This is a genomic window from Sphingomonas mali NBRC 15500 (assembly GCF_001598415.1).
Lineage (GTDB): Bacteria > Pseudomonadota > Alphaproteobacteria > Sphingomonadales > Sphingomonadaceae > Sphingomonas > Sphingomonas mali.
Genome location: NZ_BCYX01000003.1, coordinates 20878 through 34172, shown reverse-complemented (window position 1 = coordinate 34172; position 13295 = coordinate 20878). Strand labels below are relative to the sequence as shown.

The 13295-nt window shown below is 64.6% G+C and carries 12 protein-coding genes; 7 read left to right on the top strand and 5 right to left on the bottom strand.

The window, feature by feature from the left end; all coding sequences use genetic code 11:
- The first annotated feature begins 57 nt into the window (after positions 1-57).
- A complete protein-coding gene (locus SMA01S_RS04080; protein WP_245649142.1) occupies positions 58-1338 on the top strand; it encodes a spinster family MFS transporter in 1281 nt (426 codons plus the stop codon).
- Between the two features lie 15 nt (positions 1339-1353).
- Here the strand turns inward: SMA01S_RS04080 and SMA01S_RS04075 are convergent, their stop codons facing one another.
- Positions 1354-2601: a TetR/AcrR family transcriptional regulator gene (locus SMA01S_RS04075; protein ID WP_066817692.1), complete on the bottom strand. Its 1248-nt coding sequence runs from the start codon at positions 2599-2601 to the stop codon at positions 1354-1356.
- Positions 2602-2761: 160 nt separating this feature from the next.
- Here SMA01S_RS04075 and SMA01S_RS04070 point away from each other — a divergent pair, with 160 nt between their 5' ends.
- The 6 genes from SMA01S_RS04070 (at position 2762) to SMA01S_RS04045 (ending at position 8436) form a co-directional block, all read left to right on the top strand.
- On the top strand, positions 2762-4045 hold the full coding sequence (locus SMA01S_RS04070; RefSeq protein ID WP_066817682.1) for an acyl-CoA dehydrogenase family protein: 1284 nt from the start codon (positions 2762-2764) through the stop codon (positions 4043-4045).
- Between the two features lie 129 nt (positions 4046-4174).
- Entirely contained in the window at positions 4175-5257 is a 1083-nt protein-coding gene (locus SMA01S_RS04065) for a Zn-dependent alcohol dehydrogenase (protein ID WP_066817680.1), read from the top strand.
- 10 nt (positions 5258-5267) lie between these two features.
- Entirely contained in the window at positions 5268-6332 is a 1065-nt protein-coding gene (locus SMA01S_RS04060) for a phosphotransferase family protein (RefSeq protein WP_066817678.1), read from the top strand.
- 98 nt (positions 6333-6430) lie between these two features.
- Complete coding sequence (locus SMA01S_RS04055) at positions 6431-7195, top strand: SDR family oxidoreductase (RefSeq protein WP_066817676.1); 765 nt, start codon at positions 6431-6433, stop codon at positions 7193-7195.
- A 124-nt stretch (positions 7196-7319) separates the two neighbouring features.
- A complete protein-coding gene (locus SMA01S_RS04050; protein ID WP_066817673.1) occupies positions 7320-8120 on the top strand; it encodes an SDR family NAD(P)-dependent oxidoreductase in 801 nt (266 codons plus the stop codon).
- 16 nt (positions 8121-8136) lie between these two features.
- A complete protein-coding gene (locus tag SMA01S_RS04045; protein WP_066817670.1) occupies positions 8137-8436 on the top strand; it encodes a putative quinol monooxygenase in 300 nt (99 codons plus the stop codon).
- Between the two features lie 2 nt (positions 8437-8438).
- Here SMA01S_RS04045 and SMA01S_RS04040 read toward each other — a convergent pair whose 3' ends face one another.
- From SMA01S_RS04040 to SMA01S_RS04025, 4 genes are all read right to left on the bottom strand, one after another.
- Positions 8439-9347: an acyl-CoA thioesterase gene (locus SMA01S_RS04040; protein WP_066817667.1), complete on the bottom strand. Its 909-nt coding sequence runs from the start codon at positions 9345-9347 to the stop codon at positions 8439-8441.
- Between the two features lie 98 nt (positions 9348-9445).
- Positions 9446-10573 (bottom strand): acyl-CoA dehydrogenase family protein, encoded by a 1128-nt coding sequence (locus tag SMA01S_RS04035; protein WP_066817663.1) that lies wholly within the window; start codon positions 10571-10573, stop codon positions 9446-9448.
- 170 nt (positions 10574-10743) lie between these two features.
- Positions 10744-11931 carry an acyl-CoA dehydrogenase family protein gene (locus tag SMA01S_RS04030; RefSeq protein WP_066817660.1) on the bottom strand — a complete coding sequence of 396 codons (1188 nt, stop codon included), beginning with the start codon at positions 11929-11931 and terminating at the stop codon, positions 10744-10746.
- The gene (locus SMA01S_RS04025) at positions 11928-13259 is read right to left on the bottom strand and encodes an amidase family protein (RefSeq protein ID WP_066817656.1); all 1332 of its coding nucleotides are present in this window, start codon (positions 13257-13259) and stop codon (positions 11928-11930) included. Before SMA01S_RS04025 ends, SMA01S_RS04030 begins: the two co-directional genes overlap by 4 nt.
- Between the last annotated feature and the right edge of the window lie 36 nt (positions 13260-13295).

The window sequence follows — 13295 nt, the reverse complement described above, 5'->3', positions numbered from 1 at the left end:
AGGTCGCCCCCTCCCGTGTCCTCCCCCACGCATCTTCCCGAAGTAGAGGCGACGTTCGTGCCGAAACGCCGCGCGCTGACGCTGCTGCTCCTGACCTTCGCCTATTTCTTCAGCTATATGGACCGGCAGATCCTCGCGATCCTCAACGAGGATATCATCAGGGATCTGCATCTTTCCGACGCCCAGATGGGCATCCTGGGCGGGATGGCGTTCGCGATCTTCTATGCCGGATTGGGGATTCCCGTCGCCTGGCTCGCCGATCGCGGCAATCGCGTGCGGATCATCGCCGGCGCACTGGCAATCTGGAGCGCGTTCACCGCGCTGGGCGGGCTCGCCGGCAATTTCTGGCAGTTGCTTGGCGCGCGCATCGGCGTCGGCATCGGCGAGGCGGGGTCGAGCCCGCCGAGCCATTCGATCATTGCCGACCTCTATCCGCCGGACAAACGGGCATCGGCGATGTCGATCTATTCGCTCGGCGTTGGACTGGGGGCAGCGTTCGGCACGATCATCGGCGGGGTGGTCGCGACTTATTACGGCTGGCGCGTCGCGATGTATGTGATTGGCCTGCCGGGATTGTTGCTGGCGGGGATCATCTGGGCCGTCGTGCCCGAGCCCAAGCGAGGTCTGTCCGATGCGCAGATCGCGATGGACACGGCCAGGCCGTCGCTGACCGACGGCTTCACCACATTGTTCGCCAACCGCGCCGCGCTCCATCTCGTCGCCGGTTTCACGCTGACGTCGATGATCGGTTACGGCCTGACGGCGTTCGGACCCAGTTTCATGCAGCGGTCGTTCGGCTTCACGAAGCTCGACATCGCGCTCAAGGTGGCACCCGCCGGCGCGATCATCGTCGCTGTCGCGGCCATCGCCAGCGGACGGATCGCCGACCGACTGACGCGGCGCTACGGGCAATACAGCCAGTCGTTCATGGTGGCGGTCTTCAAGACGATCGGGCTGCCGCTGACCCTGTGCGTCTATACCGCGACCAACCCGACCTTCGGGGTCGGGGCCTATTTCCTGTCGATCCTGTTTTCGACCGCCTATCTCGGCGTGACCTTCGCGCTGATCCAGTCGGAAGCACCGGTCCGGCTGCGCGCGACATGGGCCGCGATCACGTTATTGGTCAACAACATGATCGGTCTGGGGCTGGGGCCATTTCTGGTCGGCATGCTCAGCGATGCGCTCAAGCCGACTTATGGCCCCGAGTCGCTGCGCTATTCGATGTTCGTCTTCGCTGCGATCACCCCCTGGGCGATCTTCCATTATTGGCGCGCGGGCGTGCTGCTCAAGCGCAGGGCGATCGAGCGCAAAGCGGCGCCGGACACGGTTTTTGCCTGAGCGTTGACGGGCTGTTCAGCCCTCCGCCGCGCGGTCGTCGAACATGCCGAAGGCGAGGGTGGAGGCGTACATCGCCACCGCGCGATCGCGCGGCATGGTCGATGCCCATTTGCGCATGTCGAACGCGGCGTTCTGCAGCGCCATCAGCGACTGGCTGACGATCAATGCATCGACCGGACGGACCGACCCTTCCGCCGCGCCGTCGGACAGCATGCCGGCATAGCGCCGTGCGATGCGGTTGGAGCGGTCGATCATCGCCTGGCGGACATGGCGCGGCAGGCCGGTCAGCGCGGTGGTCCGCAATAGAGGCCCCCGTTCGGAGAACTGGACGTCGAGCAACGTCGCGATGATGCTCGACAGCCGGTGCCACCAATCGCCACTGCTGTTCTCACCGACCTGGATCGTCTCGGTGATCGTGTCGAAGCTGCGCTTGTAGCATTCGATGACCAGATCGTCCTTGGCGTCGAGATGGTGGTAGAAGCTGCCCTTGGTGACGTTGAGCTCCGACGCGATGCGCTGCACCGAGGCGCCGCGATAACCGAGTTCGTTGATCAGCCGCGTCGCCGCACGCAGGAACGCCTCGCGCCCGGGTTCGGCTTCCTCATGCTCGATATCGAGGATCGCGGGCTCCCATGCCGCGCCCTCGACCGCGATGCCGTGGCGGAACATGTCCATCAGCCGCGCCTCGACCCGGTCGAACTGGTCGAGGTCGTAGCGCGCGATCCAGGCGGGGATCCAGAACGTGTTCTCGAGCAACACATGCGCGCGCGCGCCGTAGAGATCCTTGAGCTTGCGGCTCTCCGGCTCTTCGCCCCACAGTGCGCGGGTCTTGCGGAAAATCTCGCGCCAGGCGGCCATCAGCCGGCCGAGCATCGGGTCTTCCATCGCGCGCAAATCGCTAAGCGTCGCCAGTGCGCGTTCCTCGTCCTCGCGGATGCGAGCGAACCGCTCCATGTTGAGCGATAGATAGCGCGCGACCCGCGCCTCCGGTGTCGCCTCCATCTGGGCGGTGTCGAGCATCTCTCCCAAGGTTTCGAGCGTGTGTTCGAAACACGCCTGGGCGAGATCTTCCTTGCGCTTGAAATAATAGGTCACGCTGGTTGTGTTGAGCCCCACGCGGCGCGCAACATCGGCGAAGGTCATGCCCTTCGCGCTCTGCTCGTTTATCGCTTCGGAAGCGGCGGCCAGGATCGCATTACGTTTCGCTCTGAAACGTTTCGTTCCCGTAACCTCGTCCAGTTCTGCGGTGTCGGTTTGCCCCATCCGTCCTGCTTAACATTTCCGTCACACGGGGCCAACGGATTCCGCAGCGGCATTTCGCTTTTCGTTGTTCGAGCCCGCCGGCAAAAAGAGGATTCAACGGCTTTACCGAAAACACGGTACGGTTTAGTCGGAGTCGCGACAGCCATAGGAGAGAAGCATCATGGACTTCACGCTGAGCGATCGGGAAACCTATTTCCGGGACCGCGTACGGGCCTTTATCGACAAGGAGATCGCACCCCGCAACGCCGAGTATCACAAGCAATCGCATGAGGGCGAGCGCTGGAAGGTGATCCAGGTGATCGAGGACGTGAAGGAGATCGCCAAGGCGCAGGGCCTGTGGAACTTCTTCATGCCGCCGCATTCGGGCCAGACCCATGTCGACGACAGTTTCGAATTCGAAGGAACGCAACTTTCCAATCTCGAATATGCTCTGTGCGCCGAGGAAATGGGCAAGATCGGCTGGGCTTCGGAATGCTTTAACTGCTCGGCGCCGGACACCGGCAACATGGAAGTCTTTCACCGTTACGGCACGCTGGAGCAGAAAGAGCGGTGGTTGCGGCCGTTGATGGAAGGCAAGATTCGCTCCGCCTTCCTGATGACCGAACCGGCGGTCGCATCGTCGGACGCCACCAATATCGAAACCTCGATGGTCCGCGATGGCGACCATTATGTCATCAACGGCCGTAAATGGTGGTCGTCGGGCGTCGGCGATCCGCGCTGCGCCGTGGCGATCGTGATGGGCAAGACCAATCCCGACGCCAAGCGCCACGCCCAGCAGAGCCAGATTCTGGTTCCGCTCGACGCACCGGGCGTCAAGATCGAGCGGATGCTTTCGGTTTACGGGTATGATCACGCCCCGCACGGCCATGGCCAGGTGTTGCTCGAGAATGTCCGCGTGCCGGTCGACAACCTGCTGCTTGGCGAGGGGCGTGGTTTCGAGATCGCGCAGGGTCGGCTCGGGCCGGGCCGCATTCACCATTGCATGCGCACGATCGGTGTCGCCGAGACGGGGATCGAGGCGATGGCCAAGCGCCTGCTCAGCCGCGTCGCGTTCGGCAAGCGCATCGCCGACCATTCGATCTGGGAGCAGCGTATCGCGCGCGCCCGCATCGATATCGAGATGACGCGCCTGTTGTGCCTCAAGGCCGCGGACATGATGGACAAGGCCGGCAACAAGTCCGCTCAGCTCGAGATCGCGATGATCAAGGTTCAGGCGCCAAACATGGCGCTGCAGATCCTCGACGACGCCATCCAGGCGCATGGCGGCGGCGGCGTGTCGGACGACTTCCCGCTGGCGCATCAATGGGCAGCAATGCGGACTTTGCGCTTCGCCGACGGTCCGGACGAAGTCCACAACCGCGCGATCGCCCGCAACGAGTTCGGCAAATATGCCGATTACAAGGCGGATGTGATGTCGAGCGGCGACATCGGAGTTTCGCGTTAACGAAAAAAGACCCTCACCCTTCCGGCGCTTCGCGCCTCCCTCCCTCTCCCGCATGCGGGAGAGGGAAGGGGCCCGCCGCCGAAGGCGGTGGGAAGGGTGAGGGTCTGTTGACCACTGAGGGAGTAGGACTTGAAAGCAGCCGTGTTGTTCGAAGCGAAAAAGCCGCTCGAAATCTGTGACGTGACGATCGACAAGCCCGGGCCGCACGAGGTGCTGATCCGCACGGTCGCGTGCGGCGTGTGCCGGTCGGATCTGCACTTCGTCGATGGCGCCTATCCCACGCCGCTGCCGGCGATCCCTGGCCACGAAGCCGCCGGGATCGTCGAGGCAGTCGGGGACGAGGTTCGCACGGTCAAGGTCGGCGACGCCGTCGTCACTTGCCTGTCGGCCTTTTGCGGCCATTGCGAATTCTGCGTTACCGGGCGCATGTCGCTATGCATCAGCAACGACACGAAACGTGCCCGTGACGCCGCGCCGCGGCTGAGCCTGAACGGCGATCCGGTGCATCAGATGCTCAATTTGTCGGCCTATGCCGAGATGATGCTGGTCCATGAGCATGCCTGTGTCGCGATCGACCCAGACATGCCGCTCGACCGCGCCGCCTTGCTCGGTTGCGCGGTGACGACGGGTGCGGGTGCGGTGTTCAACGCCAGCCCGGTCACGCCCGGCGAAACGGTGTGCGTGGTCGGCTGCGGCGGTATCGGCCTGGCCGCGGTCAATGCCGCGAAGATCGCCGGCGCGGGCAAGATCATCGCGCTCGACCCGGTGCCGGAGAAGCGCGCTTTGGCCGAAAAGCTCGGCGCTACCCACAGCTTCGACGCGATGGCGGAAAACACCATTCCCGAAGTGGTCGAGCTGACCAAGGGCGGCGTGCATCACGCAATCGAAGCGGTCGGTCGAGAGGCGTCGGCGCAGACCGCGGTCAAGGTGCTGCGGCGGGGCGGCACCGCGACGATCCTGGGCATGATGCCGCTCGGTAGCCAGGTCGGCCTGTCCGCGCTCGACCTGCTCGGCAGCAAGAAGCTGCAGGGCGCATTGATGGGTGGCAATCGCTTTCCGGTCGACATTCCGCGGCTGGTCGATTTCTATATGCGCGGGCTGCTCGACCTCGACACGATCATCGCCGATCGCATGCCGATCGAGCGGATCAACGACGCGTTCGACGAATTGCGCAAGGGCGATGCCGCGCGCTCGGTGATCACGTTCGGATAAGGACCGGCCGATGAGCGCACATCCCGACGACGCACCCAAGACGATCGAGGTGGCGGAGAAGGACCGCCTCGATCTCGCCAGGCTGACCGTGTGGATGGAGGCGAATGTCGAAGGGTTCGAAGGACCGCTCGCGTACAGCAAGTTCGCCGGCGGGCAGTCCAACCCGACCTACAAGCTGGAAGCGAAATCCGGCGAATACGTGCTGCGTCGCAAGCCGTTCGGCAATCTGCTGCCCTCGGCGCATGCGGTCGATCGCGAATATCGCGTGATCGCCGGACTGTACCCGACCGGCTTTCCGGTCGCGCGGCCTTATGGTCTGTGCACCGACCCCCAGGTGATCGGCACCGATTTCTACGTCATGGGGTTCGCCAACGGGCGCAACATCTGGGACGGCACGATGCCGGATTACACGCCCGAGGAGCGCACCGGTGTCTATAACGCGATGTGCGATACGCTGGCGGCGCTGCACAACACCGATCACGAGAAAGCGGGCCTGGGCGATTACGGCAAGCCGGGCAATTATTTCGAGCGCCAGGTCGGCCGCTGGACCAAGCAATATCGCATGGCCGAGACCGAGCATATGCCCGCGGTCGAGAAGCTGATCGAGTATCTCCCGCATACCATCCCGCCGCAGACGCGCACCTCGATCGTCCATGGCGACTACCGCATCGACAACATGATCTTTCACGCCACCGAGCCGCGCGTCATCGCGCTGCTTGACTGGGAGCTGTCGACGCTCGGCGATCCACTCGCCGATTTCAGCTATTTCCTGATGAGCTGGGTGACCGCGCCCGAGGGCCGCTCGGGCGTGATGGGCAAGGCCGGCGGCGACAGCGGCATTCCGACGCTGGAGGACATGGTCGAACGCTATTGCGCGGCCACCGGGCGCGACGGCGTGCCGGACCTCAACTGGTATTTCGCCTATAATCTGTTCCGCCTGACCGGGATCGTCCAGGGCATCAAGAAGCGCATCGTCGAAGGAACAGCGTCGTCGGCACAGGCCGAGAAGTCGGCGGCGGGAGTGTATCGGCTGGCGGATGCGGCGTGGGACTTCGCGCAGAAGGCGGGAGCATAGGGACAGGCCGTCACCCCAGCGCAAGCTGGGGTCTCAAGCGGCGGCGCATTTCGGCACGAGATCCCAGCTTTCGCTGGGATGACGATTGGGAGAGAAAGATGTCGCTATTCGACCTGACCGGAAAGGTCGCCGTCGTCACCGGATCGTCGCGTGGGATCGGCAAGGCGAGCGTCTTCGAACTTGCCGAGCATGGCGCGAAGGTCGTCGTATCGAGCCGCAAGCAGGACGCCTGCGATGAAGTCGCCGCCGAGATCAACGCTAAATATGGCGACGGCACGGCGATCGCGGTGGCCGCGAACATCTCCGACAAGCAAGGCTTGCAGCATCTGGTCGACGAGAGTCGCCGGGCATTCGGCAAGATCGACATCCTGGTCTGCAACGCAGCGTCGAACCCCTATTACGGGCCGCAGGCGGACATCAGCGACGAGCAGTTCCGCAAGATCCTCGACAACAATATCGTCTCCAACCACTGGCTGATCTCGATGGTCGTGCCCGAGATGCGCGCGCGCAAGGACGGCGCGATCATCATCATCTCGTCGATCGGCGGCCTGCGCGGGTCGACCGCGATCGGCGCCTATTGCATCTCCAAGGCGGCCGACATGCAACTCGCGCGCAACTTGGCGCACGAATATGGGCCGGACAATGTCAGGGTGAATTGCATCGCGCCGGGCCTGGTGAAGACCGACTTCGCGCGGGCGCTGTGGGAGAATCCGGAGCGGCAGAAGGCGGCGAACAACTCGGTGCCGCTGCGCCGTATCGGAGAGCCGGAGGATATCGCGGGCGGTGTGGTGTTCCTGGCGTCGAAGGCTGCGGCGTTCACTACGGGCCAGACGATCGTGATGGATGGCGGGGTCACCATTTGACCAATCGTCACCCCGGGCTTGTCCCGGGGTCCACCGTGCCTCGAGCGCGGAACAAGAGGCTCAAGGTCCGTGCCAGGATGCCCGGTGGATGCCGGCACAAGGCCGGCATGACGGAGTAGAAAAGATGGCACGTTTTACCGGCAAATCGATCATCGTCACCGGGGCCGGGTCGGGCATCGGCCGCGCCTCGGCGAGCCTCTTCGCGGCGGAAGGCGGTAGCGTCATCGCTGCCGACAAGACGGAGGCGGTACACGATACGGTCGAGGCGATCCTCAAGGCAGGCGGCACCGCCAAGGCGATCCAGATGGACGCCGGCGACGAGGGCGATGTCGAACGCACCGTGGCGCTCGCGGTCTCCGAACATGGCGGGCTCGACATCATCTACGCCAATGCCGGTATTTCGGGCGGGATCACCGGCATTCTCGACAGCAGCGTCGAGCTGTGGACCGAAGTTTTGCGGGTCAACCTGATCGGCCCGTTCCTGGCGATCAAGCACGGCGCGCCCGAGATCATCAAGCGCGGAAAGGGCGCGATCGTCTGCACTGCGTCGGTCGCCGGCATCCGCTCGGGGGCAGGCGGCCCGGCCTATTCGGCGTCCAAGGCCGGCGTCATCAATCTCGTTACCACCGCCGCGCAGCAGCTCACCGGCACCAACGTCCGTGTCAACGCGATCTGTCCCGGCTTGATCGAAACCGGCATGACCGCGCGCGTGTTCGAATATGCCCGCGCCAATGACAAGATGGACAAGGTTGGCCGCCTCAACCCGCTCAAGCGTGCCGGCGTGCCCGAGGAGATCGCCCGCGTCGCCTTGTTCCTGGCCAGCGACGACGCCAGCTACGTCAACGGCCAGGCCTGGGCGGTCGATGGCGGCCTGTCGTCGAGCCATCCCGTCACCCGTCAGGAATTCGGCAAGCCCGCCGTCTGAGGAGAAGGAGAAGCCAATGCTGTTGATCATGGGCACGGTGCGGTTGCCGACGGGCGGTCTCGACCGCGCGCGGTCGGCGATGGAGAAGATGGTTGCCGCGAGCCGCGCCGAAGATGGCTGCTTCACCTATGCCTATGGCCAGGATGTGCTTGACCCCACGCTGATCCATGTCGTCGAGCGCTGGCGCGATCGCGAAGCGCTCAAGGCGCATGGCGCGTCGGCACACATGGCCGAATGGCGCGCGGCCGGCGCCGATCTCGGGCTGCACGACCGCGACCTCAAGCTCTACGACGCCGACGAGGGCACGCCGCTCTGACGTCAGGCGCGGGGCTCGCGCTTCCGGATCAGACCTTCCTGTGCGACGCTCGCGACCAGACGGCCGTCGCGAGTGAAGATGCTGCCGCGGTTCATGCCTCGGCCATGGCCGGCCCAGGGGCTGTCCATCGCATAGAGCATCCATTCGTCGGCGCGGAACGCCTCGTGGAACCACATGGCGTGATCCAGGCTGGCGGTCTGCATTCCGGGCGTCATCCAGTTCACGCCGTGCGGCATCATGCTCGTCGACATCAGCCCCATGTCGCTCGCATAGGCCAGGATCGCGCGGTGCATCGCGGGATCGTCGCCGAGCGGAGCGAGGGCGCGGATCCACGTATAGTTGATCGGCTCGCGCGCGGCGGGGGAGAACCAGTTGCGCGGGTAGAGCGGGCGAACGTCGACCGGGCTCGCCCAGCGCAGGAAACGCGCGCGATGTTCCTCGGGCATGTGTTGTGCCGCCTCGACGCGTAATTCGCTCTCGGATTTCAGCTCCTCGGGCGGCGGGATGTCGCTGGGGAACGCGTCCTGATGATGCAGCCCGTCCTCGGCTACCTGGAACGATGCCGCCATGTTGAGGATCGGCTGGCCGTTCTGCGTCGCGATCACGCGCCGGGTCGCGAAACTCTTGCCGTCGAAGTCGCGCACCACGCGATAGATGATCGGCAGCGCGTCGTCGCCGGCGCGCATGAAATAAGCGTGGAGCGAATGCGCGTCCTTGCCTTCCGCCGATCGCTGCGCAGCCTGCAGCGCCTGGCCGATTACCTGGCCGCCGAACACGCGGCCCTGGCCACCGGGGAGCTTCATGCCGCGATAGAGATCGGCATCGAGCTCCTCAACGTCGAGTAGGGCGACGAGGCCCTCGACGAGTTCTTCGGGCGTGCGCTTGGGGCGTTGTGGATCTTCTTCGGCCATGACTTCTCTTTAGCAGTGCTCCTGCGAAAGCAGGAGCCGAGTGTTACAGGCGGCAACGCTGTCGGCCCTGGTTCCTGCTTTCGCAGGAACACGGGCGATTAGTAACCGGCCGCCCGCGCCAATTTATCCGCATGGAAGTTGGCGTCGCCGAACATTTCCGCCAGCACGCGCTGACGCTTCATGTAGAAGCCGATGTCATATTCGTCGGTCATGCCAATGCCGCCGTGCATCTGCACGCCTTCCTGCACCGCCAGCATCGAGGCCAGCCCGGTCTGCGCCTTGGCGACCGACACAGCTTCGTCCGCACGATCAGCCCCGTTGTCGAGCATCTGCTGCGCGCGGAGCGTGGCGGCGCGCGCCACTTCCATTTCTGAATAGAGATGCGCGGCGCGGTGCTGGAGCGCCTGGAACGTGCCGATTACGACGCCGAACTGCTTGCGTTGCTTGAGGTAATCGACCGTCATGTCCATCGCGCCCGCGCCGACCCCGAGCATCTCGGCCGAGGCGCCCGTGCGGCCGGCACGGAGCAGACGGTTTAGGGGGTCGCGCCCCGCGTCGATCTCGCCAATCACCGCATCGGCGGTGACCTCGACATTGTCGAAGTCGAGCCGCGCGGCGATGCTCGAATCCGCCAGCCGCTCGGGCGTCGCGGTCAGGCCGGCGGCGCCCTTGTCGACCGCGAACAATGTCACGCCATTCTCGTCGGCATCCGAGCCTGCGGTGCGCGCGGCGACGATGATCAGGTCGGCGACATGGCCGTGGGTCACGAACTGCTTCTTGCCCGACAGGCGGAAACCGTTGCCCGACCGTTCGGCTTTCATGCCGACGCTGTCGCGAAACTTGGCCTGCTCGTCGATCGCCAGCGCGGCGACGGTCTCGCCGGCCAGGATGCCGGGGTAGAATTTGTCGGCGAGCGCGCTGCCCTTGAGCGCCTCGACCGCGGCGACGGCGGTGGCGAGGAACGGCGAGGGCGACAGGTTGCGTCCGATTTCTTCCAGCACCACGCCCGCCTCGACATGGCCGAGCGCGAGCCCGCCCTGGTCCTCGCCGATCAGGATGCCGGTGAAGCCCATCTCCGCGAACGCCTTCCACAGATCGCGGCTGAACCCGTCGGCGTTGTTGCTGTCGCGCAGCTCGCGGAGATGTTTGACCGGGGCATGTTCGCGCACGAAGTCCTTCGCGGTGTCCGCGAGCATGGATTGTTCGTCGTTGAGGTAGAGAGGCATTCTTTACTCCTGATCCCTCTCCCGCTTGCGGGAGAGGAGCGAGACTTGGTGAGCGAAGCGAGCCTAGTCGCAGCGGTGAGGGTCTTCTTTTCTTCTTCGGAGCGGCTCTGAACCAAGAAGAAAGAAGACCCTCACCCAACCCTCTCCCGCGAGCGGGAGAGGGCTTTTGGTCATCTGTCCGGCAAATCCAAAATCCGCTTCGAGATGATGTTGAGCTGCACCTCGCTGGTGCCGCCTTCGATCGAATTGGCCTTGGTGCGCAGCCAGGCGCGTGGCGCGGCGCCGTTATTCGACTCCTGGCTTTCCCATTCGAGTGCGTCGGATCCGCCCGCCGCCATCATCAGCTCATGGCGCGACTTGTTCAGCTCGGTGCCGTAATATTTCATCATCGACGGCTGGGCAGGGTGCGCCTTGCCGGCCTTCAATTCGTCGATGAACTTCTCGGACATCGCGGTGAACGCCTTGGCGCGCACCTCGAACAGCGCCATTTGCGCACGCAGCACCGGATCGGCGAGGGTGCCGTCCTCGGTCAGGCCGACGGTCCGCTTGGCGCCGTCGACCAGCGGGTTGCCGCCGCTTGATCCCAATCCCATGCCGCTGATCATCTCGCGTTCGTGGCCGAGCAGATATTTGGCGACGTCCCAACCCTTATTCACTTCGTGAACAAGGTTTTCCTTCGGGACCTTCACATTGTCGAAGAAGGTTTCGCAGAACGGCGAATAGCCCGAGATCAGCAGGATCGGCTTGGTCGACACGCCCGGCGTCGCCATGTCGAACAGCAGGAAGCTGATCCCGCCTTGCTTGACCGTTTTGTCGGTACGCACCAGGCAGAAGATCCAGTCGGCGTAATTGGCGTAGCTGGTCCAGACCTTCTGGCCGTTGACCAGATAGTGATCGCCTTTGTCTTCCGCCGAGGTCTGCAGGCTGGCCAGGTCCGATCCGGCGCCGGGCTCGGAATAGCCCTGGCACCAGCGGATCTCGCCGCGTGCAATCTTGGTCAGATGCTCGATCTTCTGCGCCTCGGTGCCGTATTTGAGCAACGCCGGCCCGAGCATCGAGATACCGAACGAGTTGAGCGGATTGCGGCATTTGAGCCGCGCCATTTCCTCGCGCAGGATCTTGGTCTCGGCCGGCGACAGTCCGCCACCGCCATATTCCTTGGGCCAATCGGGCACGGTCCAGCCCTTCGCACCCATCGCGTCCATCCATTGTTTCTGCGCCGGCGTCATCTTCGACTGGTCGCGACCGCCCCAGACGACATCGGCGTCGGACCGCACCGGCTCACGCATCTCCGCCGGGCAGTTCGCTTCGAGCCAGGCGCGCGTTTCGGCGCGGAAGGTTTCAAGATCATCATTCATTGCATTGCTCCATGCGCCAGCCGGGCGACCGCGATCGCCTTGTGGTCGAGATAGGTGGCGGCGATCGCCTGCACGCCGATCGGCATGCCGTCGGGATCGATTCCGATCGGAAAGCTGGTCGCCGGCAGCATCGGGAAAGTGGCGAGACCAGGGAAAGCGAATTGCCGCCCGAACGGCGTCTGCTCGCCGTCAATGTCGAGCACGCGCTTGGGCAGCGGCGTCGGATCGTGCGGGAAGGCGGTGACGCCCAGAGTCGGCGCGATCACCGCGTCGTAGCTCGCGAACAGGCGGTTCCAGGCACGCTTGTTGCGCGCCTGTTCATCACGCAGCTCGAACCATTCGACCAAGGTCGTCGGCGCCGATCCGTCCTGCGGCACACCGCGCGCGATCGTGATGTTGAGCATCTTCATATAGGCGCGCTGCTGCGCCTCGAGATCGGGGATCAGGTCGCTGCGCCTGTCGACCGAGACGCCGAGATCGTGGAGCGCGTCCGCCAGCCGGTCGAGCGCATCGGCGATCGGCGCGGCGACCTTGGCAAGAGGGTGCGAGTTCAGGACCAGCACGCGATAGTCGCTCGCGGGACGGTTATCCGCCTGTTTGAGCGGGTGGTCGGCCAGGATGTCGAGCGCGAGTTCGAGGTCGTCGGGGTTGCGCGCCATCGGACCGATCACCGACAATTCGCCCGGCGCACCGTCGGTGCCGGGAAAGTAGTGACCATCGCGGCTCAGCGCGCCGAAGGTGGGCTTGTGCCCCCAGACGCCGTTGAACGCCGCCGGCACCCGGATCGAACCGCCGATATCGCTGCCGAGCTCGAGCGGCACCATACCTGCGGCAAGAGCAGCGGCGGCGCCACCCGACGATCCGCCCGCGACCCGATCGTGACTGTGCGGGTTGTTCGTCCGGCCATAGATCGGATTGTCGGCTTGAAGATCAGCCAGCAGCGGCGGCACATTGGTCTTGCCCAGGATCACCGCGCCGGCGGCCTTGAGGCGCTTGACCGCCACAGCGTCACCGCTCGCTACGAAGTCGCGCGCCGCTTCCAGGCCCCAGGTGGTCTTGAGTCCGTCGAGATCGAAGCTCTCCTTGACGGTCATCGGCACGCCCAGCAGCGGCGCGCGTTCGCCTGCGGCGAGCCGTTGATCCATCTCATGCGCCTGATGCCTGGCGCGGTCGAAATCGCGTACGACGACCGCGTTGATCGCCCCGTCACGCGCCTCGATCCGGGCGATCGCCGCTTCGCATTCGAGCAAAGCGGTGGTCTCGCCGGAGCGGATCGCCTTGGCGGTTTCGATCGCCGATTTTTCGGTCACGCGGTCCAGGACTTCCATAACTCCCTCTCCCCAGCGGGGAGAGGGTTGGGGAGA

Coding starts and splice junctions, on each gene's coding strand:
- SMA01S_RS04030 (WP_066817660.1), bottom strand. CDS start 11,931: ATGAATGATGATCTTGAAACCTTCCGCGCCGAAACGCGCGCCTGGCTC.
- SMA01S_RS04060 (WP_066817678.1), top strand. CDS start 5,268: ATGAGCGCACATCCCGACGACGCACCCAAGACGATCGAGGTGGCGGAG.
- SMA01S_RS04040 (WP_066817667.1), bottom strand. CDS start 9,347: ATGGCCGAAGAAGATCCACAACGCCCCAAGCGCACGCCCGAAGAACTC.
- SMA01S_RS04050 (WP_066817673.1), top strand. CDS start 7,320: ATGGCACGTTTTACCGGCAAATCGATCATCGTCACCGGGGCCGGGTCG.
- SMA01S_RS04055 (WP_066817676.1), top strand. CDS start 6,431: ATGTCGCTATTCGACCTGACCGGAAAGGTCGCCGTCGTCACCGGATCG.
- SMA01S_RS04070 (WP_066817682.1), top strand. CDS start 2,762: ATGGACTTCACGCTGAGCGATCGGGAAACCTATTTCCGGGACCGCGTA.
- SMA01S_RS04035 (WP_066817663.1), bottom strand. CDS start 10,573: ATGCCTCTCTACCTCAACGACGAACAATCCATGCTCGCGGACACCGCG.
- SMA01S_RS04045 (WP_066817670.1), top strand. CDS start 8,137: ATGCTGTTGATCATGGGCACGGTGCGGTTGCCGACGGGCGGTCTCGAC.
- SMA01S_RS04075 (WP_066817692.1), bottom strand. CDS start 2,601: ATGGGGCAAACCGACACCGCAGAACTGGACGAGGTTACGGGAACGAAA.
- SMA01S_RS04025 (WP_066817656.1), bottom strand. CDS start 13,259: ATGGAAGTCCTGGACCGCGTGACCGAAAAATCGGCGATCGAAACCGCC.